Here is a 25,477-nt window from a genome sequence, read left to right on the forward strand (position 1 = left end):
GAATTGAAAAAATAGCCTTTTCTGAAATCAAATAGGTATAAAACTTATGCCAAGTTAGATTCATATCCCATGCAACATATACACCTACACAGGTAGATAAAAAGGCAATAAAGATAAATAACAGTTGTTGACGTAGAAAAACCATGACTGCAAAAAAAGGCTAACGTAATAGTGGCGAATACTAGCATGAAAGTAGTCACGACAACCGCAGCCTCTTTTAGAAAACACACATTCTATTAACCAACAACTGCTATATATTTGAATTTAGAAAATTTAAATAATTAGCTTTTATAACCCGTCGGATTGTGTTTTTGCCAATTCCAGCTATCCTTAAGCATATCTTCTAAACCGTATTGAGGTTTCCAGTCCAACTCAGCAACTGCACGAGCATTGTCAGCAAAAGAAGTCGCAACATCCCCTGCTCTACGTGGAGCGAACTCAAAAGCAACAGGTACACCATTCACTTGTTCAAAGGTATTTTTTACTTGTAAAACAGATGAACCATTACCTGTACCAATGTTCCATGCACGGCAACCTTGCGCCTGTAAGCGGTTATTTAAAGCGCATAAATGTGCATTCGCCAAGTCAACAACATGGATATAATCTCGCACACCTGTACCATCTATTGTATCGTAATCATTACCATAAATAGATAGTTTCTCACGGCGACCCACAGCAACTTGAGTCACATAAGGCATTAAATTATTTGGAATACCTTGCGGGTCTTCACCAATACGCCCACTCTTATGTGCACCTACTGGGTTAAAATAACGTAGTATGGCAATAGACCATTTAGAGTCAGCTACTGAAAGTTTTTGTAATAATTGCTCAACAATTAGTTTTGTATATCCATAGTTATTACTTGGCATACCTGTTGGCATTTCTTCATTTAAAGGAGAGGTATTTGCTTCATCATATACTGTCGCAGAAGAGCTAAATACAAGTGTATAGACACCTGCCTTTTCCATCGATTTAACCAGTTGAATACTGCCCGCAATATTATTATCAAAATAAATAAGCGGTTTTTCCTGGCTTTCACCTACTGCTTTTAAACCTGCAAAATGAATAACCGCATCAATTGCGTGCTCTTGAAACACTTGGTCAAGCTCACCAGAATTACGAATATCACCCTCTACAAAAGTTAAACTTTTTTGTGTGATCTCTTGAACTCTATTTAAAGATTCTTTTGAGCTATTTGAAAGGTTATCAAATACAATAACTTCATGGCCTGCTTCTAAAAGCTCTACACAAGTGTGTGAACCAATATAACCTGCACCACCTGTAACTAAAATTTTAGCCATCGACTTTTCCTAATAAAATTTTAATCAAACCACGTGTTGAAGCATCAAGTGTTGAAAGATCATTTTGAGCACCATTTAAAATTGGAAGTAACTGATCAGCAATCTGCTTACCTTTTTCAACACCCCATTGATCAAACGGATTAATATTCCAAATTACCGACTGAACAAATACCTTATGTTCATATAAAGCAATTAACATCCCTAAACTATATGGATTTAGTTCTTTTAAAAGTAATGTCGAACTCGGCTGATTACCTTCATATTGTTTATAAATTGGTAAATTCTTTAGTTCAGCTGAATCCAAAGCTTCATTACCAAAAGCCAATAAACGTGATTGCGCCAAACAATTTGATAATGCGAGGTGATGTTGTTCAATCAATGCCTCAGCATTCTCCACATACGTAAAGTGATCTGCATTATAACGTTGGATCGGTGCAATGAAATCACAGCTTACTGCCTGTGTTCCTTGATGAAGTAGCTGATAAAATGCATGTTGGGCATTTGGACCAACCTCACCCCATACAATCGGACAAGTATCTAATTCAACTTTTTGGCCATCACGTTGTACCGACTTACCATTAGACTCCATTTCAAGCTGCTGCAAATAGGCAGCAAAATACTTTAATCTTCCGTCATAAGGTAATACCGCATGGGTTTGAATATTTAAAAAATTATTATTCCAGATACCGAGTAATGCCATGAGAACCGGTATATTTTGCTCAAAGTTTGTATTTTGAAAGTGTTCATCAACAGCATGTGCGCCAGCCAAAAGCTGTTGAAAGCCATCTATACCAATCGTTAGGGCTATAGGGAAACCAATACAAGACCAAAGAGAATAACGTCCACCTACCCAGTCCCAAAGCAACAACTGATTTTCAGGAGCAATCCCCCACTCAGTCATTTTTTCAGCTTTTGTAGATACACCAATGAAGTGACTTTTTACAACGCGATCATGTTTTCCTAACGCTTTTTCAAGCCACTGACGAACTGTCTGTGCATTTGATAAGGTATCAATGGTACCAAATGACTTTGAAGAAATAATAAATAAAGTTGTTTCCGGACGCAATTGATGGAGTAGGTCTGATAACTGGCTACCATCCATAGTCGAAACAAAGTGTACATTAAGTGGTTTGGCAGTTTTTACTTTAAAATCGCATAGTGCATGGGTCACCATTTGAGGCCCTAAATCGGAACCACCTACACCAATATTAACGACATCCTGAATCACTTCACCTGTAGCACCACGGTATTGCCCAGCATGGATTTTTTCAACCAAAGCGTACATACGCTGTAATTGAGTATGAACCTGTATTGTGAGTTCAGGAAATTTAGAATATTCCGATGGTAAACGCAAAGCCCAGTGCATAGCTGCACGCTGCTCAGTACAGTTGACTTTGTCTTGGGAAAATAAGCGCTCAATCCAGTGAGACAATTGTTTCGTCTTTGCTAAAGCAAACAATTGTTCTAAAACACTTTTAGTTATACGGTGTTTACTATAATCAAAAACCAATTGATCGAACTTTACCGAATAGTTTTGAAAGCGGTCTTGCTCGGCTGCAAATAATTCTTTGATATGTAATTTTGAATTCTTCTCAACTAATGAATGAAGCTGTGCTATAGGCGAGACTAACTCTTTAGGAAACTTCTCGATAGATTTACTCATAATCGACCTACTCCTTCATAAGCGAAACCTTTTGCTTTCACATATGCCGGATCATAAATATTACGCCCATCCAAAATAAGAGGATGCTGCATTACTTGTTGTAACTGTTTAAAATCAGGGCTCCAATATTGTTTCCATGCTGTCACTAAGCATAAAGCATGAGCTCCCTGTGCAGCTTCATATTGGTCAGCACATAAAACTAGATCTTCGCGATCTCCATAAGTTGTTGCAATCTCATCTAAGGCTTGCGGGTCATGCAAACGCACTTTTACCCCTTGTGCCCATAATGCAGCTAACAAAATATGAATAGGTGAGTTATGAGTACTAGAGGTGTTTTCCTTAAATGAAGCCCCCCAGATCGCAACAGTTTTACCGCTCAAATCACAGTGATAATAATTCCATAATTTACGGAATAAAATTTCTTTTTGTTGCTCATTAATCGCCCACACTTGCTCTAGCAACTGACTTTTAGCCCCTGTTCCAGATACAGTACTCGAAAGCGTTAAAATATCATGTGAAAAGTTTTCACCACCAAATCCAACACCTGCCGACAAATAGGCTGCACCAATACGTGTATCTGCAGCAATACCATGTTTTACATTAGCAATATCAATACCGAGTTTTTCGGCCACCATCGCCAAATCATTCATGTAGCTAATACGGGTTGCCAACATTCCCGAAATGCTGAGCTTTGTAAATTCAGCATCTAAAATTGGCATAAATAAATATTGATAGCTAAAACGGAAAAAAGGACGTAACAGCTCTTGCATAGTGTCCTGAGCATAACTCGATTCAACACCAACAATTACATGTTTTACGTTCAGCACGCTATTAATCGCATTTCCTTCTTGAATCACATCAGGAAAATAAACCCACTCATCTTTTGGCAAATGTTGTTTTAATTGATTCGTACCATGTAGACCAAAAGTAGAGCCATTGATCATTAAACGTGGATGAACTATCGGGCGCTCACTCAACTTTTCAACTGTTTTTAAAGCAAGCTCGATTTGTGTTGGGCTAAAACAAAATAAATAAACTTCAATATCTAAAGGAATTTCAGAAAAAGGACTTTCTTTTAAAAAACCTGCTTTTCTCTGTTTATTTAAATAATGATTAACTTCTTGATCTTGATAAGAAAGTATAGAAATGTTTTCTTCACAGGTGACACTTGTACACCAATAGATCTGATTGCCATATTCAGCTAATAATGCTGCCATTACACCAGCATGTAAGGTGGTTCCAAATACCGCGATTTTCATTGTACACCTGATTTTAATATTCTATAAAATTCTCTTCCCTCTCCAAGAAGAGAATATATTGCTCTGTTCATATATTTATTCGTTTTTACAAATAGTTAAGCAAAGCTACAAAATTTTATAATTTAAGTTCCTGAATTAACTGTTTAAAATCATTTCCTAACTTAGGGTGTTCAACTCCATAGTGTAGTACAGCTTTTAAATAGCCAATCTTACTACCACAATCAAACGTTTGACCTTGCATACGATAGGCTTCCACTACATCAGTTTGTTGCAGCATCGCAATTGCATCTGTTAACTGAATTTCATTACCCGCACCCTTCGGTGTATTTTCGAGTAATTGCATAATTTTTGCAGGCAAAACATAACGACCAACAACAGATAAATTGGACGGTGCAGAACCCACTGCAGGTTTTTCAATAATGCCCTGCATAGCGATGCTTTCGCCTTCATTTGGACTTTGTGCAACATCAACAATACCGTATTGATCTACTAAGTGATTAGGAACTGCTTCTACCATAATTTGTGCCGCCTGACATTCATTATAACGAGAAATCATACGCGACAAATCATTCTGCCCTGAGCTATCTTTCACCAATACATCTGGTAATAACACAGCAAAATCATCTTGCCCTACTACACTTTTCGCACATAAAACCGCATGCCCTAAACCTAAAGGTTGAGGTTGTCTTACGCTTACCACACTCACATGAGCAGGAACGATTTGGGTAATCTCTGCAAGTAAATCAAATTTTTTCTTTTGCTCTAGAGTAGTCTCCAACTCAAAGTTCCGATCAAAATAGTTTTCAATCGATGCTTTTGAAGAGTGAGTTACCAAAATAATTTGTTCAACTCCAGCTTCCACCGCTTCACGAACGACATATTCAATGGCTGGGCGGTCAACTACCGTAACCATTTCTTTTGGGATTGACTTACTTGCGGGTAAAAAACGTGTACCTAAACCAGCTACTGGTAAAACTGCTTTTTTGATCATAAGAAATATTTCAAGATATAAAATTTACTTTACAGATGAGTCGACATTTTCTTGGACGTCATTACCTTTAAATAAAGATGGTCCTACATGCCCTGGTGCATTAATACCTTCGCGTCTTAACATCACTTTGACTGTTTTAAACATGATTTTAAAATCAACCCAAACACTATGATTGTCTACATACCAAACGTCACATTTAAACCGTTCTTCATAATCCAGTTCATTACGTCCACTGACCTGAGCTAAACCAGTCATTCCAGGACGTACTTCTAAGCGACGTGCTTGTTCTGGTGAATATAATGCAACAAAGTCTTTAAGCATTGGACGAGGACCCACCACACTCATATCACCTTTTAAGACATTAATAAGCTGTGGCATTTCATCTAAGCTAGTAGAACGCAACTTCTGCCCAAATGGAGTAATACGAGCCTCATCTGGCAATGGATTCCCCTGCGCGTCAAAGGCATCCTTCATCGAACGGAACTTAATCATTTTAAATAATTTTCCGTCCTTCCCAGGTCTTTCTTGATAAAAGAATATGGGTGAGCCTAAATTTTTACGGACCTTATAAGCAACTATCAGAAATATTGGCGACAGTACGGTTAGAGCTATTAAAGAAATGACTATGTCTACTAAGCGTTTCATATTTTCATTCACTCATTTTTTTAATATCTTTACGAAGAAAGGTATTATAAATTTTACCTAGCATATTTGCTGGCAACAGTCTAAAGGCAGACCGTATCAGAAACAGCATATTAGCATATACAGGATTTTGTAACTTTAGTTGTTTTTTTAAATCTAGTAACTGTTTTTCACTTTTAATATATTGGAAACCTTTACGACGACCATGCATACCGTTATCAATTCTTGCATAGACCAAAACATCAGCTAAGTTCTGAATTTTATAGCCTTTAGCAATTACTCTTAAAAAGAGATTATAGTCTTCCATCCATAAATGATGCTGATAGCCTCCTACTTCAAGAATATGTGATTTTCGATACGTAATAGTCATATTGTTAAAGGGGCTTTGCTTCTTTGCGTAATTTTTTAAGTCTTCATTTGATAAAGGAACTTTCCGCATCCCTATAGGTGTATGAATATCCTCTACAAATTCGAGAATCTGTCCACCTATAATTGAAACCTCAGGATTGTTCTTTAAAAATTCAATTTGCTTCTCGAATCTCTCCGATACATAAATATCATCTGTATCTACAATACATACAATGTCATATGTACATTCTTGCAAACCAATATTTTTGGCCTTACCTGTACCTACATTTTTCTCAAGTTTCTTAACACGTAAAATATTGCCAAGTTTTTCTTGCCATTTTGCAATTACCTCATCAAGTTCAGGTGTTAAAGGCCCATCCTCAACTAAAATAATTTCTGTAGGTTTTAAAGTTTGATTATCCCAAATACTTTCCATACAAGCATTAAAGTGTGATGGATGCTCTTTGTGATAAATAGAACTTAATACAGAAAACATAAAAATTATCCTTTCAAAACCCTTTCAATCCAAATTTTTAAAATTTGTTCAGGTTGATATTTTTTAGCATTTAATAAAGATTCTTGTGAAAAACGATCTAATAAATTTGGAGATGAGGCTAGTTTTAAAATGGCTTCTGCCAATTTATCAATATTTTGATCTTCCACTAATAAACCATTTTGATTTTCTTGAATGACATCACTTGGGCCATATGGACAATTATATGAAACAATAGGTAAACCAAAGCTCTGAGCTTCTATTAACACCATTGGGAGACCTTCATATTTAGATGACATTACAAAAAAACTAGATCGTTCATAAACTTCTTTTACATTTGAAGTACTACCCTTCAAACTCACATTTTTAAGAAAGCGCTGGCTGATATAATTTTGTAGCATCTCTTTGTGCTCACCTTCGCCATAGATATTGAGTTGCCAATCAGGAATAGATTGATATATTTTCTCCCAAGCTTGAAGTAAATGGATATAGTTTTTCTGATCAGTTAAACGACCAATCGTTACAATTTGTTTATTATTATTTTGCGGTTGAGAAGCGATAGGAAAAGGAGAAAAATTAGGAATGACTAAAACATTTGAATGAAACTTATCAAATTGCACTTTATCATTTTGGGTCAGTGTTACCACTTGATCAATTTTTCGATATAGTAATTTGCTCAAAATTTGTATTTTTTGAGGCCGGCTGACAAAAGAAACATGTTCTAGAGAAACCAATTTCGTTACATTTGGGATAAAAGCACATAAAAGTGACAGTTTCCCCATATTATGGACAATTACTATATCGTAAGCAGAAGCAGAAATATGCATCTTGAGTTTTTTGTAAAACTGAAATAAGTTACCAGTCAAAGCTATAACATCTACATTCTCAGCAGTTGGATAAGCGGTATAATTTTTAACCGACTCTCTATTTAAAAGAGTAATATCATAATCAGGACTTACCGCCATCTTGTTCGCTAACTCAATAGCCACACGCTCAGAACCAGATTTATTTTTTAAAGAGTTAATTATAAAAAGAACTTTCATGAAAATTATCCCTTTAAAAGTAATTTAGAAATTATTCGTTTATATAAATATTGAGTTTGAAATCTAGACTTACAAACCGACATAATTAAAAATATAAACATTTTAAAAAACTTTTTATGTCCTTTAGCCATAAAAGCTTTTTGCAAAAGTATATTTGATTTATCAAAGTTTTCTTTATATCCAGAATACTTTTTTAAATACTCTTGTACATTAAGTGTGCTGAAATTATCTTGACCTGTGATTACTCTCATTTTATAAAGATCAACTACGTAATTTGACATTAATCTTTGATTAAAACCAATTGTAGATGTCGTATTTCCATCACGAATACGTACAGAATATTCGAAACTATTCAAATTAGTAAAAAGTAAGCCTAAGGAATGCATTCTTAATAAAAAATCATAATCTTCAGCACCAGGAATCTCTCGATAGCCATTCAGTTGATTATAAACTTCACGTTTAGCTAACCAAATATGAAGAACTGGAGAAGCATACTTAATTGTCTTATTAATTATTTCATCTTTAATAGGCATTTCTTGTCTGCCAATAACATTATTATTAGAATCTATAGTATTTACATGGCTACCAACTAAAAAGTATTGAGGATTTTTTATTAAAAAATCTAATTGTTTTTCCAATCTTTCTGGAGCACTAATGTCATCACCATCCATTCTAGCGACAAAGTCTCCAGTTGCTTGTTCTAATGCAAAATTTAATGTTTTTACTATTTTTGAATTTTTACTATTTTTATAAAGTTTGATTCTTGAATCAATACTGGCCAAATTAGCAACTAAATTATATGTATTATCAGTGGAACAGTCATCAACTACAATTATCTCAAGATTTTTATATGTCTGATTACAAATTGAAAGAACAGCTTCATTAACAAAAGCCTCTACATTGTAAACTGGAATCAAAACACTTATTAAAGGCTGCTCAAAAGTCATTTAACTATCTCTTTTTAATAACAATAACAAAAATAAAAATAAGGAGGAAACAGACAAATGAATAAATTAAACCAGAACTAATAGAATACATCAAACTCCGTGGTGCGAACATAAAAGTAGGAAGCGAAGACAATAATATGTATAAAAACAATACATTTTTTTTAGATTTTTCTATTAAATAACAAAAAACTAATCCTAATATAAAAGAAAAAAAACTTAATAACAAATAATTACGTCCACTTAAAATATACAAGTCTAAAAAAACAGACCACCCTAAACCAAACCCATTATCAAATAAAGAGTTATTTAATGTATAAGCAAAAAAAGCGCCTGAATTATAATTTTGGCTTCCTGTCACTAAACCTAACGATGAAAACAAACCAGCTACAGGAAAAAACATTGTTACATAAGTCAATGGAGGCCATTCTGCATGTAAACTATTTACTATTGATGGCAATATATAAGTTAGACTTTGTACATAAATAAATTTTGATAGAGGATTTTCTAAACCAAAGTCGCTTCGACCTCCTCTAAAGCTTTCTAAAAATTGTGCAAAAATCATTAAAGAAATACCCAGTAATGAAATTTTAAAAAAAGGTAAATCTCTTTTTGTTATTAAATTATACATCCATAAACAAATTAATACCCAAACAAATAAAAGTGCTCTTTGACCAACAAATAGATTTACTAATATATATAAAAACAGAATAAATAAAGAAAAATATAAACTTCTTTTATTATTGCATAAAACACCGGTTGCTACCATTATAGGGAGAAGTAAACTTGCTATACGTTGAGCACCAAAACTATAATCCGCCTGACCTGTATACAACCCTTCATAACCAGCTACCATAAACATTGAAATCATTTCATAGGATATTGGAAACCATAAAATAAAAAGTATAGTTGCACTTAAAAAGTTTAAAATATAAAATGTTTTTTTATAATTCAAATTGCTTAATTGTATATTAAACTCTAACCGAGTAGAAAAAATCAAGCTACCTAATATAAAAGAAGATAACGATAATTGCCAAAATATTAAACTCTCAAAAAAATCTAAATTATTAAAATAAAAAAGCTGCCCCCAATACAATTCATAGTAATCTCGATATAAACCAAAAAAACTTAAAAAAACTCTACCTAAAGCAAACAAACAACTTGATATATAAAACAAGCCTTGAGGAGAAAATATTTTCACCCTATAAATATAAAACAAAAAGGGGATTAGGGCAAAGTTTAATATATATAAAAATTCACAAAACTTATGATAGAAGCTATCACTTAAGTCATTAAAAATTCCAAAAAAGTAAAATAAAATACAAACAATATTAAATGTTAAAAAAATTACAGTTGCTATTATTTTATTATTTTTAAAAACCATATCCATATTCTTTCACACCCATTTCTTTTTTAACTTTAATAACACTAGATAGATAAAAGGAAAATACTTTAACAAAAAAATCTTATAACTAACTCTATAATTTAACTTAATATTCGCCTCCTCACTAATAACAAATGAATAGACTGTAGACAAACTTTGCCCTCTATCTATCATTATTGATATTTTTTGAGATAAAAATTGATTATAAATAATAGAATAAAGAGGATATTTATTTGTTGGTATAAATTTCTTTATCCCTAAGTCAATTCCATTTAGAAGAGGTGCTGGATACCCACTTCTAATTGAACTACCCTCTCTATGTCTGTAGCAAATAAGTTCTTTTTGCAATTCAAAAATTTCTAGACCATTTGCAAAGTAATAAATTTTTGGAAAATACAGCTTATCTTCCATATACACATTAATATCAAAAGCGAATTTACTTAGAAGGTCTTTTTTGATAACTCTTAACCAAGGATACCAATAAGACTGTAAAAACAACTTTTCTCTGTAGGATTCATCATTTATTGAAATTTTACTATGTGTAACAAAACAAATATTCTCAACATAACCTTTATCTGTATCATATTGTTTAGCATTAAAATGAATTATTTCTACTTTTTTCTCATTTATAACTTTTATTAATTCATAAAAATAGTTTGGTAATAAATAATCGTCTGAATCCAAAAATCCAACATACTCACCCTTTGCTATTTTTAATGCATTATTTCTAGCAACGCTTTGTCCTTGGTTTTTTTGATCAATAAAAACAAATTGTTTTTCAAAATGAGGATATTTCTGAGCAATATAATTACGTGCTAAAGCCATAGATCTATCAGGCGTACCATCATTAATCAAAATAATCTCTACGCCACTGATCAATTGATTACATATACTCTCAATACACTCAACAATATATTCTTCTACTTTATATATAGGAACAATTATACTTAAAATTATCATTAGTTGTACTCTTTTCTATAAGTGGAAGGTAAAAAAATTCTCTTTTGAACATCGAGTATGATTCTATCTTTATAAAAATAGTTAAATATAGAAAATGACATAATTTCTGTAGTTAAAATGGCAAAAACTGCACCATTTAAACCCCAAAAATGAACAAAAAAAGCTGTTAGTATGATATTAAAGACAACTAAATAAAGTGTTTTTTTCTTCAAATAGTCATATGCATTAAATTTCAACAAATACTTCTCCGCAATTGTGGAAAGCCCTGAAAATAACGTAACAAATACTGTAAATATTAGAATATTATTTACACTTGTATATTGCTTGCCATATAACCATTCAATAATATAATGTCCTGTTAAAGAAAAAATAACCATTACTAACAGACAGATTAAAATGATAACCAAACTTAGCTTAGCAACCATATTTTGGCTTTTTTCAAAATCCTTCTCAACATAAACTTGTGTAAAATATGAAGAAATTATTGCAACCAAAACAAAATAGAAACTATTCCCCAATGTCATTGCTACAGTATAAATACCCAAATCATATTGGGACTTAATACCTAGAAATAACTGCGATGTTTTTGTAAAAATTGCAACTGAAAGTGAGTAGAAAGCAAGTTTACGCCCCACACCCAACATAAATTTTCGATAACGCTTAATTTTTTCTACTACAATATCACTTTCACTCACTTTTTTCCGTGCATACAAATATTTTCTAATAAAAAAAGGTACTAAGGTAATCATTATTATCGGAACACATAATAACTCTACTGCTAGCTGAAATTTTGCAATGCAATATCTTATAATTAATGAAATAATTAAAGCTAAAATATTACAATATGCATTTATTTTAGATTGCAAAATTGCATTAAAATATATTAAATATACATCGTGAACAGCAAAATAAATCGCCACACTTGTCGCAAGTGAAAATACAAAAGTTAGATAATCAGTAGCATAATAAATATAAAACAATGTAAGCGACGAAAAACTGAGATACAGAATATCTCTAATTATTTTTGTGGAATCAATTATATATTCACCTATTTTTTTGTTTTTAGAGGTTTTTTGAAAAATAATATTTTCCGATCCAAACATTGCAATTGTTTGAATGATCGCAAAAATTGAACTTGCAAAGGTTAGCTTTCCAAAGTTTTCAGGACCTATATACTTTGCAACAAATGAGGTAACAAAGATTAAACCAAAAATTGAAATTAGTTTTTCAGACATCATCCAAACAGAATTGGCAAATACTTTGTTCTTTAACTTCCCGATTAATACCATTGCTATAGTCTTAAATCTGCATCTACTTTATTAAGAACATGCTTTAAATCATAAAGGACATGCTTTTTTTTACCTAAAGAATGAAAGTCTTCAGTACTCATTACCTTAAACTGATCATGTGCAACTGCAATTACGATAGCGTCATACCGACCTTGTTTTAATTCCATGATTGGAGCTAACCCATACTCTGCTTCAACCTCAGCACTATCTACCCAAGGATCATAGATATCAAGATCTAAATCGTATTCTTTTAGTGCTTTAACCATATCTACAATCTTAGTATTTCGTATATCTGGGCAGTTCTCTTTAAAACTCAAACCTAAAATTAATATACGAGCACCAACAACTTGGATACGTTTCTTTACCATTTCTTTGATCAATTGGGTTGCAACATATTCACCCATACGATCATTTAAGCGACGAGCTGCCAAAATAATTTCTGGATGTAAACCAATTGACTCTGCTTTATGCGTTAAATAATACGGATCAACACCAATACAATGACCACCAACTAAACCAGGTCTAAAGTTTAAAAAATTCCATTTTGTACCTGCTGCCTTGAGTACATCTTCTGTATCGATACCCATTTTATTAAAAATCAGAGCCAACTCATTGATTAAAGCGATATTCACATCTCTTTGTGTATTTTCAATGACTTTAGCAGCCTCAGCGACTTTGATACTCGGGGCCTTATGTGTACCCGCCTCAATAATTAAATTATATACTTGATCAACATAGTCAGCGACCTCTGGAGTCGAACCTGAGGTAATTTTTAAAATATTAGTGACACGTCGTTGTTTATCACCAGGATTAATACGTTCTGGACTATATCCCACAAAGAAATCTTTATTAAAATTTAAACCGGAATGTTTTTCTAATTCGGGTATACAAACCTCTTCTGTCGCACCAGGATAAACCGTTGACTCATAAACAACGATATCGCCTTTTTTTAGAACTTTAGCAATGCTTTGGGATGCTTTTATGAGAGGGGTCAAGTCAGGTTGTTTAAAATCGTCAATGGGTGTTGGCACAGTGACAATGAAAAAGTTTATATTCTGTAAGTCTTGAATATGTGCTGTATACGACAAATGCTGTACGTGTTTTAACTCATCAGAAGTCACTTCTAATGTATGGTCATATCCGTTTTTTAACTCTAATATCCGATTTTCATTTATATCAAATCCGATTGTAGGTTTATGTTTACCAAATTCAACTGCCAAAGGTAATCCAACATACCCTAAGCCGATAATTGCTATTTTTAGTTGCTCAAGTTGAAACATATATAAAACCTAACCATTTAATTTTAAATGGAGAAACATCATGGATACGACCTACTACGTTAATATAGCAGACTTTAAACAAAATTTTCTCGAAATATACAATCACTGCTTGGCAAATAAAGTATGATTTGGGTTAATTATAGACTACAATCCAATGTCTTCATGCAAAGTATCATTGGATTACAAACAATAAAGGGTTTGAATGTGAAGCACCAAAGCACATTATTATTTTTAGCCATTTCACTTTCGTTTACAGGATGTGCAGTCACCTCAGGCTTACAAACTTACGACTTACCTGAACAAGGTACTTTTAAAACAGAACAAGGCGCAGAGGTTTCTGTTGTTCAACTCACCCAAAACAATATTCCAAAGATTAGTTCTGAGGCTTTGCGTCCACAAGGAAATATAAGCGCCTTATTTAATACTCCTTTTTATCAATACCGCTTAAGTGCTGGGGATGTTTTATCTATTCAGCTTTGGGCTTATCCTGAAATTACTCCTCCTATTCAAGGTGCCTCTACTGATATTAAAGCATTTGGATACCCTATTGATTCTGCAGGAAATGTACAGTTACCACTTGTAGGCCAAGTTCACATTGCAGGGAAAACACTGGCTGAGACCAATAAATATTTACGAAGTCAATTTGCTAAGTATTTAAAAACACCTGATGTTGTAGTTCGCGTGTTGTCATATCAAGCTAAACGCTATTTTGTTAATGGTCAGGTTATGAAAAGTGGACAATACACTTTAGATGATCAACCAATTAGTATTTATACAGCCTTAAGTATGGCTGGAGGTGTAAATCAAGAGTCTGGTGATAATACTGATATTCAACTCATTCGTAATGGCGAAGTTTATAATTTAAATGTCGTTGCACTTGAGAAACAAGGTTATTCACTACACAAATTATTAGTCCAACCCAATGATACAATTTATGTAAATACTAAACAAAATCAAAAACTCTATGTTATGGGTGAGTCTAATAAAAGTTCAGCAATTCCATTACGAGATCAGGGAATGACCCTAAGTGATGTATTGGGCGAGAGTGAAGGTGTTAATCCATACTCGGCAAGTGCAGCTCGTATTTATGTCATGCGTACAGATTTACAAACAAAAAGATCAACAATCTATCAGCTCAATTTGAGTAGTATTGGTAACCTTGCATTATCTAATCAATTCCAAATGCAAAAAAATGATATTGTTTATATTGATGCAACTGGTTTAACACGCTGGCAGCGTATTATGAACCAGATTGTACCATTCTCAAGTGCACTCTATACATTTGATCAATTGGGTAAAAACTAGAATGCAGTTACAAAATATCTTAGTAGTCTGTGTAGGTAATATTTGCCGCAGTCCAATGGCAGAATACTTTTTAAAGGCCCAACATCCTACATTAAATATCTCATCTGCTGGTATTTCAGCCCTAGTAGGTCATACTGCAGATGACAAAGCGATTCATTGTATGGATCAGTTGAATATTGATATGAGACCACACGTGGCTCGCCAGCTCAGTGCTGAATTGATCAAACAAAATGATTTGATTTTAGTAATGAGCAATAATCAGCAAAAGCATATTGAACAAACTTGGCCATTTGCTAAGGGTAAAATTTTTAGGCTTGGCCATTGGCAAGGGCAAAATATACCTGACCCCTATCAGCATGACCAAGCTTTTTTTGATCAGACTTGCCGCAACATTCAAAGCTATGTGCAAGATTGGCGCACTCAATTATAATTGTATATTAGTTGTAAATTTATGAACCAAAACTCTAAAACTAGCGAAGATAGCATCGATTTAAAAGAGTTATTCTTTTCATTGATTGCACAGTGGAAAATCATAGCATGCTGCGTGGTCTTAAGTTTAATTTGTGCCTTGCTATACTTACGGATAACGCCAGATACTTATTCTGTAGATGCAATGGTACAAGTTGAGGACAGTAAAGGCGCTGCCTCTGCTGCTTTGCTTGGTGACCTTTCTAAAGTCAGTGGAGGTCTATCTCAAAAATCACCAGCTGATCCAGAAATAGAGATTCTTCGTTCTAGAATGGTTTTAGGACAAGTCATTCAGAATCTTAATCTTGATATTAACGTCAAAGATAACCAATCAGGATTGATCGACAAGTTAATTTCACAAGATAAGAGTAGACTTGAGTATCGTCATGAATCTGTACTGTACAGTAATCAAAATAATAATTTGATCATACGAGAACTTAAAGTACCTGAATATTATTTAGATAAACCCTTAAAGTTAGAGTTCAAAGGTGCAAATCAATTCACTTTAACATACAAAGATCAAGTTGTATTTAATGGTCAATTAAACAAAAAAAATATACTAAATACAAATAGAGGTCTTTGGCAGGTACAACTTAATGCTCAAGGTAACCTGAAAGAACAAAGCTATACTTTAACTAAACTCGCTCTACCAACAGCCGTTAAAAATTTTAATGATATCTATAGTGTTGCTGAAAAAGGTAAAGTGACTGGTGTTATTGGTTTAAATTATCTAGGTCAAGATCCTGAGCACATTACACAAGTACTAAATAATGTTCTAACTGTTTATCACCAACAAAACATTGAGCGAAAGTCTTTAGAATCTAAACAAACTTTAGCTTTTCTTGAGAAACAATTACCAGAGCTTCGAAAGCAGCTAGAAGATTCTGAGATCAAGTTTAACCAATTTCGTGAAAAGTATAAAACAGTCGATGTAAATGCTGAGTCGGAGCTATTACTTAAGCAAAATATTGATTTAGAAAAGCTTAAAATCGAGCTACAACAGAAACAAGCTGAGCTTTCTGCTAAATATACCAATGATCATCCATTAATCCGTCAAATCGATGCACAAATTACAGAGATTAATAAAAAGATTGCTGATCTTAATAATCGTTTAACTCAACTTCCTGAAACACAACGTTTATATTTACAACTATATCGTGATGTAAAAGTAAACACAGAGCTCTATACGTCGTTACTAAACAGTTATCAACAGCTTAAAATTGCTAATGCAGGTGAGATTGGTAATGTTCGCATTATTGATACTGCTGTAGAACCTGTTAAACCTATTAAACCTAAGAAATTAATTGTTCTAATACTTTCTATTTTTGTTGGTGGTTTTATCGGTGTATTAATTGCATTATTACGTAATATGATGCGTAGCGGAGTTAATGATTCAACTCAAATTGAAAATGAATTAGATTTACCAGTTTATGCAACTGTACCTCGTTCTCCAATTCAAGAAAGCCGTATCAAGATTTTAAAGAAGAAGAAGAGTATTCCTATTCTTGCGGTTAAAAATAGTGATGATATTGCCATTGAGAGCTTACGCAGTATCCGTACAGCTATTCACTTTGCATTAGCAAATGCAAAAAATAATATTATTATGATTGCTGGCCCGTCTCCAGAAGTCGGTAAATCATTTATTTCAACTAACTTAGCGACTATTTTCGCACAAGGGAATAAACGTGTATTACTGATTGATGCTGATATGCGTCGTGGTTATATGCATAAATACTTCGATGTTGACGTGAAACCTGGTCTTTCTGAATTACTAAGTGGCCAAGCTGACTTGACACAAGTTTTACATAAAACGCAAGTTGCGAATCTCGACGTGATTACCCGTGGTAAGAGTCCAACCAACCCTTCAGAAATGTTGAGCTCTACCCAGTTCAAAGACTTACTAGAGAAGTTCCAAACTCAATATGACCATATCATTATTGATACTCCACCAGTGCTTGCAGTAACTGATGGTATTATTATTTCTCAGTACACTGGCGTGAACTTAATTGTTGCTCGTTATGCTAAGTCTCATATGAAAGAGCTTGAATTAACAGTTAACCGCTTTGAACAAGCTGGTGTTAAAGTGAATGGCTTTATCCTTAATGATATTCAACGCTCTGGCGGCGGTGGTTATGGCTATAACTATGCTTATGCATATAAAGCACAAAAAGAAGATTAATTAAGAGTTTTCTTAAAAAGCCGGATCAAATGATCCGGTTTTTTTATTTGCTTTTTAAGTTTTGCCACATTAAAACTAACTAAAATATATAAAAAACCACTCGTTTTTTTTGTTAAACATTCTATGCTTAAGTCGAAGCATGCTAAGATCGAAGCAGCCTTTTAGACTCAAATGATTATTTTTGGAACCTTTTATGAGTAAAGCCTTACCCATTGCTGTCGCTGTAGTTTTAGGCGGTGCTGCACTTGTACCTGTATATTATGCAACTCAACATCCGACCACAGAAGTCGGACGTAAAGCAGACAAAAATGCTTCTCCAATTCAAAAAATCAGTTATGTTCTTGGGTATGAAGTTGCTCAGCAAACTCCTCCTGAACTGGATACGAAAGCATTTGTTCAAGGGATCCATGATGCGCGTAATAAGCAGCCTAGTGCTTATACTCAAGAAGATTTAAAAGCTGCCGTTGCTGCTTATGAAAAAGAGTTACAACAAAAAATGCAGCATCAAGACAAACCTGAGCAAGCGGGTACAACTGCTGACTCTGCAGATGCTCAGTTCCTTGCAGAAAACAAAACGAAAGCTGGCGTAAAAACTACTGCATCAGGTTTGCAATATATCATTACTAAAGAAGGTACTGGTAAACAGCCAACTGCTCAGTCTATTGTTAAAGTACATTATGAAGGCCGCTTAATTAATGGACAGGTTTTCGATAGTTCTTATAAGCGTGGTCAACCAGTAGAATTCCCGCTTAACCAGGTCATTCCGGGTTGGACTGAAGGTCTTCAACTCATGAAAGAAGGTGGAAAAGCGACTTTCTTCATACCATCAAATCTTGCATATGGCCCACAAGAGCTTCCTGGAATTCCAGCAAACAGTACACTGATTTTTGATGTAGAACTCATTTCAGTGAAATAATAACAATCCAGGAGAGTCGTTATACTCTCCTGTTTTTTTGGAAAAAGACATGAAAAAAATCAGTTTGGTTATTGCAGCGTCAACGATGAGCTTATCTGTTTTTGCTGCTGCACCGATAACAAATAAAAGCCCGGCAAAAGATCAATTTAGTTATAGTTATGGTTATTTAATGGGCCGTAATAATACTGATGCGTTAACAGATTTAAATCTTGATATTTTTTACCAAGGTTTACAAGAAGGTGCTCAAAATAAGACAGCACGCCTAACTGATGAAGAAATGGCGAAAGCAATTAATGATTATAAGAAAACATTAGAAGCTAAACAGCTAGTCGAATTTCAAAAACAAGGTCAACAAAACGCTCAGGCTGGTGCAGCTTTTCTGGCAGAAAATGCTAAAAAATCTGGTGTGATTACGACTAAATCAGGTCTGCAATATCAGGTATTAAAAGAAGGCACTGGTAAAACACCTAAAGCCACCTCTCGTGTAAAAGTAAACTATGAAGGACGTTTACTCGACGGAACTGTATTTGATAGCTCAATTGCACGTAATCACCCTGTTGATTTCCAGTTAAATCAAGTGATCGCTGGATGGACCGAAGGCTTACAAACTATGAAAGAGGGCGGTAAAACCCGTTTCTTCATTCCAGCAAAACTTGCTTATGGTGAAGTTGGCGCTGGGGATAGTATCGGTCCAAATAGTACTTTAATTTTTGATATTGAGTTGCTACAAGTTTTGCCAAAATAATTTTCGAAGATAAAAAAAGCGATCTAAATTGATCGCTTTTTTATTTTAGTGTTTTAAATCTCTCGGTCTAAAGCCTGTCAGTAATAAGCCAATTAAGTAAGCGATCACCCCTACAACGCATAAACCGACTACCTCTGCAACACGAATCCATTGAGAGAGTTCACCGTTATACCAATTTAACCCGAACCAAAGTGCTGCAATCATCGCAAGGTTAGCCAAACCATATTGAAGTGCCAGTTTTTTCCAATGTGCACCAAATCGGAAAATATTACGCTTATGTAGATAAAAATAGAGCAAACCTGCATTTACTAAAGCTGAACCAGAAGAGGCTAATGCAAGCGCCATATGCTCTGCATGCCAATTGATTAGTTTAAAAAATCCAATAAATACAACGTTTAAAATCGCATTGGCAGCAACCGACATTAAACCCACACGGACCGGTGTTTTTGTATCTTGCTGCGCATAGAAACCTGGTGCAAATACTTTAATTAACATAAAGGAAATTACGCCTGCACTCATACATTGCAATGCAAGTGCTGTCATTTGTGTATCGCGTAAATCAAACTCACCACGTTGGAACAATGCCTGAATAATCGGTGTAGAAAGCATAAATAAAGCAATACTTGCTGGCAAACCAACCAACACAATCACTTTTGCTGCCCAATCGATCATACTGCGAAACTTCGCTTGGTCTTGTTCAGCATGACGTGCTGACAGTGAGGGTAAAATCACTGTACCAATCGCAACACCGATTAATCCTAAAGGTAACTCAGTCATACGTTCGGCACTGTAGAGCCAAGATACTGAACCATCTTGCATAAAAGATGCCCAAATCGTATTTAGCAATAGGTTAATCTGAGTCACAGATACACCAAATAATGCTGGAAGCATTAATTTTAAAATACGTTCTACACCTTCATGTTTAAAATCAACTTTCGGTGGAATCAGTAAGTTTTTACGCCATAACTCAGGAATTTGTATCGCTAACTGTAAAATACCAGCCGCAACAACTGACCAACCTAAAGCTTTGATTGGCTCAGCCATATACGGTGTAAGCCACCAAGCACCTGCAATCATTGCTACGTTCAGTAAAACAGGTGAAAAAGCTGGCGAGGCAAACGAGCCATAACTGTTTAAGATGCTGCTGGCAAAAGCCGTAAGCGACATAAACATTAAATAGGGAATGGTCAGACGGAACATACTGACCGCTAAATCAAACTTTTCAGGGTCATTATGGAAGCCCGGCGCATACATATAGATAATTGCTGGAGCTAAAACCATAGCCACAAAAGTCAGTAACGTCATGACTGTCAGCAAACAACCAAATACTCGACTAATTAAGATCTGCACTTCTGCATGCGCACGACCTGTTTTATATTCGGTCAATACCGGAATAAAAGCCTGTGAAAAAGCCCCTTCGGCAAACAACCGTCGAAAGAAGTTGGGAATACGAAAAGCCACAACGAAGGTATCGAAATCTTTACCCGCACCAAACACGTTGAGCAATACGACATCTCGTACTAAGCCCAATACCCGTGACAACATCGTCATCGCACTGACAATAAAAGTCGATCGCCATAATGCCATCGTACTCACCTACAGCTATATTCGAAAGTCGCTATTGTAATGAAACTAGAAAATCTTTTCGTTGTGAAATGATGAATGAACTCAAGTTTTTTTCTGTGCTAACAACTGCCTAAAGTGCTGCCATTTAAAATAAGGTCCCGGATCGGTTTTTCGGCCCGGTGCAATGTCTGAATGCCCTGCAATATGGTTTTTAATTTCAGGATAGGCCTGACGAATAGCAGTAACAACGTCAGTTAGCACTTCATATTGTACGTCTTCAAAAGGTAAATCATCACTTCCTTCAAGCTCAATACCAATTGAATAATCATTGCATTCAACTTTGGCTAAGTAGCTTGAACGCCCTGCATGCCATGCACGATCATTAAAGTTAACAAACTGTAGGACTTCACCTGTTCGTAAAATTAACAGGTGTGTAGAGACTTGCATACCTTCAATAGTCTGAAAATAGGGATGAACGGACCAATCTAATTTATTCTGGAAAAACTGTTCAATATAGCCTCCCCCAAACTGAGAAGGCGGCAAGCTAATATTATGAACCACAATCATTTGTATTTCGGTACCAGCGGGACGCTGGTTAAAATTTGGAGAAGGTACTTGTCTCGCGCCTTTTAATTGTCCATCTATAACTTCATACGGTGTGATTTGCTTCATTGAGATGCCAATAAATTGCTTGCCAATTGTTTTAGTTTAAAACAGTTAATTGCTTTTCAGAGTAGTCAGCATGATTGTTTATCGCGATTAATCTGATAAAACAGCTTATTTTTAAAGTCGACGGTGCTAATATATCGCAAGTTTTAGGGTCATCGACAAAATGGAAACCGTATGAGCATACCTCAGTCTTTGCTTGAACAGTCAATTCAAATCAATATTCAACAAGCATTACAAGAAGATATTGGGGACGGTGACATTACCGCCATGCTCACACCTGAAGATGAACAGGCTACCGCAACTATTATTAGCCGTGAAGATATGGTTTTAGCTGGACAGCCTTGGGTGAATGCGCTCATCTCAGCTTATGACAACACTGTACAGGTGACTTGGTTAAAACAAGAAGGTGACCGTGTTGCTGCAAATGAAGCCTTTTTAAAGCTTGCTGGTTCTGCACGTAGCTTACTGACTGTAGAGCGCCCTGCTTTAAACTTTATTCAAACATTATCAGCTGTTGCAACAAAAACTGCTGAATATGTTCAGCATCTTGAAGGTTTAAATACCAAACTTCTCGATACACGTAAAACTTTACCGGGCTTACGTATTGCACAAAAATATGCCGTAACCGTCGGTGGCGGACAAAATCACCGCCTCGGTTTATTTGATGCATTCTTAATTAAAGAAAATCATATTATGGCAGCGGGCGGTATTGCCCAAGCGATTGCAAAAGCACATCAAATTGCGCCTGGTAAACCTGTTGAAGTCGAAGTTGAAACTTGGGATGAGCTAAACCAAGCGCTTGAAGCAGGTGCGGACATTGTCATGCTCGACAACTTTAGCCAACAACAAATGATTGATGCTGTAAAACACGTGGCGGGTCGCTGTAAACTCGAAGCTTCGGGCAATATCACTATTGAAAACTTACGCGAAGTAGCGACTACTGGTGTCGACTATATTTCTATGGGCGTGTTGACTAAAGATGTCAAAGCCGTTGATTTATCAATGCGTTTTAATGCCTAAATAAAATCAGCATCATTATTGGTATTTTTTTGCGACTTGGTCATGTCTGCCGCTTGTGTTTTTTGCCATGCTGACTGAGTCGCTTGTGCCCCACTATCCCGTGGATCGGCAGCCATTAAAACAAATGTAACTACTGCTAATAATACAATAAAACCTTGTAGCATAAATTTTCCCCATCACTTTAAAAAATTAGGGTTTCAAGGTAAAAGATAAATATGACCAGGCTTAGGAGATTCTGTTACAAAAGGTAAGCCTTTATTTTTATTATTCATCTATACGACAAGTTATTGCCTCTCTTCATTTATATTTCCCAACATTAGATTGTGTGAGATGTCATCTACAACCTGCCCAAAATCTATAAATATATTGTTTTTGCAATAAATCAGATATATGCAGAAAGAGAACAGGTTTTGTAGATGACAAATGCATTTGGTTACTTTGGGCGAAACCAAAGTAACGAATTAGCTACTTCCACTGGATGAATAAACGATAAGACTCCGTCGTGCTAACTAATTTAAAATAATTATTAACTAAGACTTCAGCTTAATATTCATGCATTACAGCAACTTAAGACTCTAAATATCCCATATATGGATCAGAAATTGAATCTTCTTGAGTTTCTATACGTCCTGCAAAACGGCGACTAAACGTCGCATCTTCCGCTAATGTCACCGTAAAATCATACCAACCACCAAATTCAGACATATCCCAAACCAGTTCTTTTTCAGAACTATTGGTTTCTATCGCCCATGTCTTGTTTGGCAGATAAGCATTTGCCTTGACAGTGAGCTTGACTGACTTATTACCATCATGACGCACTTTTAAATATAAATTCGCATCACACTCTTCCACACATACTCTAATTTCCGGTAATGCTTGAGTCTGATTAGCTTGACTTAAATTACCTTTAAACGCACGGTGAAAACCATTTGGTCCAAGTACCCATAAATCATACTGTCCATTGATAGTATTCCACACGTCATCAAGCTGTTTGCCCGCCTCAACCATATAACGGCGTGGAATTGCCGTAAGATCTAATCGGTTATAGACATGGAAAACGGCTGCCTGTTTACCCGTATTGGAGAACATCAGTTTAACCGTTTTTTGAGTGGCATCGACTTTGGCACTGGTGTGCAAAATATAAGGTAAAGCACGCGATGGTCGAATTCCCATTTCCTGCTGAGGAAATTGTTGCTGGCTCGGAACAGGAACTTGGGGCAATAAAGCTTGAGCGACACGAATCGCATCGGCTTCGGCTTTGGTTTTCTTCCCATCTAGTTCAGCAACAGGCAAAAGATTCGGTGTTTTAAAATTAAATGCCGTTGTTAAATCACCACATACAGCACGGCGGTATGGGCTAATGTTAGGTTCTTGCACACCAAAACGTTTTTCTAAGAATTGTAAAATAGAAGTATGATCAAAGACTTGAGAATTTACCCATCCTCCACGGCTCCACGGCGAAATCACATACATTGGAACGCGTACACCCGGACCATACACTCGACCATCTGGCTTAGGTTGAGATTTTGAAGTCGCTACTGCTGGATGGTTAAAGTACTCATAAGACACTTGTTGGTCCGTTAAAGTGGTTTTTCCATATACAACACCGTTTATATCTTTAGAAGGTGCACTTGGTGAAGGAACATGGTCAAAGAAACCGTCATTTTCATCGAAGTTCACCAATAAAACGGTTTGGCTCCACACTTGAGGGTTTTCAGTTAATGCATTTAATACTTCCTGAATATACCAAGCGCCTTGTACAGGACTAGATGGCCCTGGATGTTCACTGTAAGTTGCCGGAGCAACTAACCAACTCACTTGCGGTAATTTACCCTGCGCAATATCAGCTTTAAAAGTTCCTAAAAAACCACCGTCCGGCATGGTATTGGCAATACCTTTGTAAAGTGGTTGAGTCGCATCAATCTTTTCATCATATGCTGGACACGTTAGTGTGTCGTTACTGACAGGTTGACCAGATTGCTCATTTGCACGGCGATATTGCTTGAAACCAGCTAAAGGGTTATCGGTAAAGTTATCTGGCATATTTTGATAAACTTTCCATGTCACGCCAGCCTGCAGTAAACGCTCAGGATACGTCGTCCATTCATAACCTTCTGTTGATGGTCCAATTCCATCAAATTCATTTACCACACTCGCAACACCTGCACCTGTAGGGCCATTGGTTCCCGTCCAGATAAATTTACGGTTCGGGTTAGTTCCTGCATGCATGGCACAGTGGTAGGCATCACAAATCGTAAAAGCATTCGCTAAGGCAAATTGATATTCAACTTCTTGCTTTTTGTAATAGCCCATCGACTGCGGTTTTTTATATGCCACCCAATCACTCATACGACCGTTGTCCCAAGCTGCTTGTCCATCAGACCAAGAGTGAGGTGTACCTGAAACACGCTGAGCATTTCCTAAACGGCTGTCGAGATGGTATGGCAATACTTTCTTTTTATTCGCATCATATTGTTCCCAAACCTTTCGGCCTTCTGTCATAGGAATGGTAAAACGGTCACCGAAACCACGTACACCTTTGAGTGTTCCAAAATAATTATCAAATGAACGGTTTTCCTGAGTCAAAATCACAATGTGTTTAACATCTTGAATAGTTCCACTTTCAACTTTGGCGTCAATTGCTAACGCTTTTTGAATACTCAGCGGGAAACTCGCCAGAGCAGCGGTCCCAAACATTGTTTTTGTAGAATTTAAAAGAAATTCGCGACGATTCATTAGTTCTATCCTGAGTTTTATTATGGTGCACAGTGCATTTTGCAATTACTGGTAGGCGGTGTTGTTGGCGATGAATTATCTGAGTCATTATCATCGTTACAAGCACTGAGCATGAGTGCTAAAGATGTAATTAATAAAAGTGAAAGTTTTCGCATTAGTTCTTTCCAAACGTTTTAAATGCGAACTACTAATAAAGCGTAAAAGTGACAGACAAGTGATGTTTTTATGTCGATTTGATGAAGGCATAAAAAAACGCATCCGAAGATGCGTTTTTTA

23 protein-coding genes are annotated in these 25,477 nt (G+C 35.4%); 6 read left to right on the forward strand and 17 right to left on the reverse strand.

The annotated features are described in order from the left end of the window. Positions 1–281 precede the first annotated feature (281 nt). The 12 genes from galE to tviB form a co-directional block, all read right to left on the reverse strand. Positions 282–1,301, reverse strand: a complete 1,020-nt coding sequence (gene galE / locus MKL36_RS18610; RefSeq protein ID WP_147506177.1) for a UDP-glucose 4-epimerase GalE — start codon at positions 1,299–1,301, stop codon at positions 282–284. Then, on the reverse strand, positions 1,294–2,964 hold the full coding sequence (gene pgi / locus MKL36_RS18615) for a glucose-6-phosphate isomerase (RefSeq protein WP_083040543.1): 1,671 nt from the start codon (positions 2,962–2,964) through the stop codon (positions 1,294–1,296). Before pgi ends, galE begins: the two co-directional genes overlap by 8 nt. Continuing rightward, entirely contained in the window at positions 2,961–4,223 is a 1,263-nt protein-coding gene (locus MKL36_RS18620) for a nucleotide sugar dehydrogenase (RefSeq protein ID WP_000686131.1), read from the reverse strand. Before MKL36_RS18620 ends, pgi begins: the two co-directional genes overlap by 4 nt. A 115-nt stretch (positions 4,224–4,338) precedes the next feature. Next, entirely contained in the window at positions 4,339–5,214 is an 876-nt protein-coding gene (gene galU / locus MKL36_RS18625; RefSeq protein WP_083040540.1) for a UTP--glucose-1-phosphate uridylyltransferase GalU, read from the reverse strand. A 24-nt stretch (positions 5,215–5,238) separates the two neighbouring features. Next, positions 5,239–5,859 (reverse strand): sugar transferase, encoded by a 621-nt coding sequence (locus tag MKL36_RS18630; RefSeq protein WP_004735659.1) that lies wholly within the window; start codon positions 5,857–5,859, stop codon positions 5,239–5,241. A 4-nt stretch (positions 5,860–5,863) separates the two neighbouring features. Further along, positions 5,864–6,700 carry a glycosyltransferase gene (locus MKL36_RS18635; RefSeq protein ID WP_097355171.1) on the reverse strand — a complete coding sequence of 279 codons (837 nt, stop codon included), beginning with the start codon at positions 6,698–6,700 and terminating at the stop codon, positions 5,864–5,866. Between the two features lie 5 nt (positions 6,701–6,705). Next, positions 6,706–7,740: a glycosyltransferase family 4 protein gene (locus MKL36_RS18640; RefSeq protein ID WP_097355170.1), complete on the reverse strand. Its 1,035-nt coding sequence runs from the start codon at positions 7,738–7,740 to the stop codon at positions 6,706–6,708. Between the two features lie 5 nt (positions 7,741–7,745). After that, complete coding sequence (locus tag MKL36_RS18645) at positions 7,746–8,687, reverse strand: glycosyltransferase family 2 protein (RefSeq protein WP_071212457.1); 942 nt, start codon at positions 8,685–8,687, stop codon at positions 7,746–7,748. Between the two features lie 4 nt (positions 8,688–8,691). Next, entirely contained in the window at positions 8,692–10,074 is a 1,383-nt protein-coding gene (wzy, locus tag MKL36_RS18650) for an O-antigen polysaccharide polymerase Wzy (protein WP_071212458.1), read from the reverse strand. A 6-nt stretch (positions 10,075–10,080) separates the two neighbouring features. Continuing rightward, positions 10,081–11,028 (reverse strand): glycosyltransferase family 2 protein, encoded by a 948-nt coding sequence (locus MKL36_RS18655; protein ID WP_071212459.1) that lies wholly within the window; start codon positions 11,026–11,028, stop codon positions 10,081–10,083. Continuing rightward, complete coding sequence (locus MKL36_RS18660) at positions 11,028–12,317, reverse strand: oligosaccharide flippase family protein (protein ID WP_147506178.1); 1,290 nt, start codon at positions 12,315–12,317, stop codon at positions 11,028–11,030. Before MKL36_RS18660 ends, MKL36_RS18655 begins: the two co-directional genes overlap by 1 nt. A 2-nt stretch (positions 12,318–12,319) precedes the next feature. Then, positions 12,320–13,597, reverse strand: coding sequence for a Vi polysaccharide biosynthesis UDP-N-acetylglucosamine C-6 dehydrogenase TviB (gene tviB / locus MKL36_RS18665; RefSeq protein WP_046889914.1), 1,278 nt, complete (start codon positions 13,595–13,597; stop codon positions 12,320–12,322). 162 nt (positions 13,598–13,759) lie between these two features. Here tviB and MKL36_RS18670 point away from each other — a divergent pair, with 162 nt between their 5' ends. From MKL36_RS18670 to MKL36_RS18690, 5 genes are all read left to right on the forward strand, one after another. Continuing rightward, positions 13,760–14,902: a polysaccharide biosynthesis/export family protein gene (locus tag MKL36_RS18670; protein ID WP_001190673.1), complete on the forward strand. Its 1,143-nt coding sequence runs from the start codon at positions 13,760–13,762 to the stop codon at positions 14,900–14,902. 1 nt (position 14,903) lies between these two features. Beyond that, positions 14,904–15,332 carry a low molecular weight protein-tyrosine-phosphatase gene (locus MKL36_RS18675; protein WP_002050525.1) on the forward strand — a complete coding sequence of 143 codons (429 nt, stop codon included), beginning with the start codon at positions 14,904–14,906 and terminating at the stop codon, positions 15,330–15,332. Positions 15,333–15,353: 21 nt separating this feature from the next. After that, the gene (locus MKL36_RS18680; RefSeq protein WP_004735643.1) at positions 15,354–17,549 is read left to right on the forward strand and encodes a polysaccharide biosynthesis tyrosine autokinase; all 2,196 of its coding nucleotides are present in this window, start codon (positions 15,354–15,356) and stop codon (positions 17,547–17,549) included. Positions 17,550–17,742: 193 nt separating this feature from the next. Then, entirely contained in the window at positions 17,743–18,465 is a 723-nt protein-coding gene (locus MKL36_RS18685) for an FKBP-type peptidyl-prolyl cis-trans isomerase (protein WP_000030410.1), read from the forward strand. 49 nt (positions 18,466–18,514) lie between these two features. Continuing rightward, positions 18,515–19,210: an FKBP-type peptidyl-prolyl cis-trans isomerase gene (locus tag MKL36_RS18690; RefSeq protein ID WP_000724220.1), complete on the forward strand. Its 696-nt coding sequence runs from the start codon at positions 18,515–18,517 to the stop codon at positions 19,208–19,210. Positions 19,211–19,255: 45 nt separating this feature from the next. Here MKL36_RS18690 and murJ read toward each other — a convergent pair whose 3' ends face one another. Then, positions 19,256–20,806, reverse strand: coding sequence for a murein biosynthesis integral membrane protein MurJ (gene murJ, locus MKL36_RS18695; RefSeq protein ID WP_169538965.1), 1,551 nt, complete (start codon positions 20,804–20,806; stop codon positions 19,256–19,258). A gap of 72 nt (positions 20,807–20,878) precedes the next feature. Beyond that, positions 20,879–21,448 carry a 1,6-anhydro-N-acetylmuramyl-L-alanine amidase AmpD gene (ampD, locus tag MKL36_RS18700; RefSeq protein ID WP_000810005.1) on the reverse strand — a complete coding sequence of 190 codons (570 nt, stop codon included), beginning with the start codon at positions 21,446–21,448 and terminating at the stop codon, positions 20,879–20,881. A gap of 171 nt (positions 21,449–21,619) precedes the next feature. Here ampD and nadC point away from each other — a divergent pair, with 171 nt between their 5' ends. Further along, on the forward strand, positions 21,620–22,465 hold the full coding sequence (gene nadC, locus MKL36_RS18705) for a carboxylating nicotinate-nucleotide diphosphorylase (RefSeq protein WP_000026927.1): 846 nt from the start codon (positions 21,620–21,622) through the stop codon (positions 22,463–22,465). On the opposite strand, the gene MKL36_RS18710 is transcribed toward nadC, so the two are convergent. The 3 genes from MKL36_RS18710 to MKL36_RS18720 all read right to left on the reverse strand — a co-directional run bounded on the left by MKL36_RS18710 (position 22,462) and on the right by MKL36_RS18720 (position 25,356). Beyond that, positions 22,462–22,629, reverse strand: a complete 168-nt coding sequence (locus MKL36_RS18710) for an ABZJ_00068 family colistin stress protein (protein WP_000938939.1) — start codon at positions 22,627–22,629, stop codon at positions 22,462–22,464. The two genes, nadC and MKL36_RS18710, sit on opposite strands and share 4 nt — an antisense overlap. Positions 22,630–23,032: 403 nt before the next feature. Next, a complete protein-coding gene (locus tag MKL36_RS18715; protein ID WP_001081736.1) occupies positions 23,033–25,201 on the reverse strand; it encodes a phosphocholine-specific phospholipase C in 2,169 nt (722 codons plus the stop codon). A gap of 20 nt (positions 25,202–25,221) precedes the next feature. Beyond that, positions 25,222–25,356 (reverse strand): hypothetical protein, encoded by a 135-nt coding sequence (locus MKL36_RS18720; RefSeq protein ID WP_255787789.1) that lies wholly within the window; start codon positions 25,354–25,356, stop codon positions 25,222–25,224. Positions 25,357–25,477 lie beyond the last annotated feature (121 nt).

This window comes from Acinetobacter sp. AOR12_HL (assembly GCF_027855275.1).
In the GTDB taxonomy this organism is placed as follows: Bacteria; Pseudomonadota; Gammaproteobacteria; order Pseudomonadales; family Moraxellaceae; genus Acinetobacter; species Acinetobacter baumannii.